The following is a 1,451-nucleotide window of genomic DNA, read 5'->3' on the forward strand; positions in this document are numbered from 1 at the left end:
GTCGGCGAGCAGGGCGGAGGAGGGGACCTCCACCATCACTCCGGCGGTGCGGATGCCGAGCTCCCGCGCCATCGAGGTGAAGTAGCGGGTCTCGTCCACGGTCGCGACCATCGGCGCCATGACCCAGAGGTCGGCGTCGGTCGCGGCATCGGCCTGGGCGAGGGCGGTGAGCTGGTCGCGGAGGATCTGCTCGCTGGCGCGGAGGGCGCGCAGTCCGCGGAGACCGAGGGCCGGGTTCTCCTCGTGGTCGTCGTTGAGGAAGCTCAGCGGCTTGTCGGCGCCGGCGTCGAGCGCGCGGACGACGACCTTGCGGCCGGGGAACGCAGCGAGCAGGCGCGTGTACTGCTCCGCCTGCTCGGCGACCGAGGGCGCCTCCTTCGCGTCGAGGAAGAGGAACTCGGTGCGGAACAGCCCCACTCCCTCGGCGCCGAGCTCGACCGCGTTCGCAGCGCCGTCGGCCGAGCCGAGGTTCGCGAGCAGCGGCACGGCGTGGCCGTCTGCCAGCGCGCCGGGAACGACCGGTGCGGCGAGCATCTCGGCGCGCTCGGCGATCGAGGACTTCGCGGCGCCGATCTCGGCGTCCGAGGGGTTCACCGTCACGACGCCGGAGGTGGCGTCGAGGATGACGAGCTGGCCGTCCCGCAGGTCGAGGGCGCCGGTGGTGCCGACGATGGCGGTGATCGACTTCTCCCGGGCGAGGATCGCCGTGTGCGAGGTCGGTCCTCCGTCGCTGGTGATCAGACCGAGGACCTTCTCGAGGTCGAGCAGCGCCGTGTCGGCCGGAGCGAGGTCACGGGCGACGAGCACGAACGGCTCGTCCGACTCGGGGACGCCGGGAGCGGCGACGCCGCGCAGGTGCGCCACGACGCGCTGCGAGACGTCGTCGAGGTCGGTCGCGCGCTCGGCCATGTAGCCGCCCATCGCCACGAGCAGGTCGCGGAAGCCGGCGAAGGCCTCGTGCACGGCGCGCTCCGCGGTCTTGCCCCCGGCGATCCGCGCCTTGACGTCGTCCGCGAGGGACGGGTCCTCGGCCATCAGGGCCTGGGCGTCGAGGACGTCCTTCGCCGAGCCGCCGGCCCGCTCGCCTCGGTGGCGGATCGTCGCGGCGGTGGCGGACAGCGACGAGACGGCGCGCTCCTCCTCCTGGGCGACGCTGCGGGTGCTGGCGGTGTCCTCGGGTTCGGGCAGCGGCTCCGGCATGCGCAGGACCGGCCCGAGGGCCAGCCCGCGTCCCACTCCGGTGCCCTGGAGCTTGGCGGAGGCGTAGGCGGTCTGAGGAGTGGACAGCGTCATGGGTGCTCGTTCCTGTCGTGCGGAGTGCGGGCGGGAGAAGAGGGTGCGGGGGGCGGCCGGGGGGCGGGGGCGAGGGGCCTGGAGAGAGCGGGAGCGGGTCTCGCAGGCGCCCCGTGCGACCCAGGGAGGGCCGCCGCCACGTTCCCCGGGCGGCCGCG

At 74.6% G+C, this 1,451-nt stretch carries 1 protein-coding gene; it reads right to left on the minus strand.

Annotated features, from left to right (window positions below):
- The coding region (locus tag C5C57_RS17485; RefSeq protein ID WP_104297939.1) for a putative PEP-binding protein at positions 1-1,293 on the minus strand (1,293 nt) is incomplete at its 3' end.
- Between the last annotated feature and the right edge of the window lie 158 nt (positions 1,294-1,451).

Source organism: Rathayibacter sp. AY1C5, from assembly GCF_002931705.1.
Lineage (GTDB): Bacteria > Actinomycetota > Actinomycetes > Actinomycetales > Microbacteriaceae > Rathayibacter.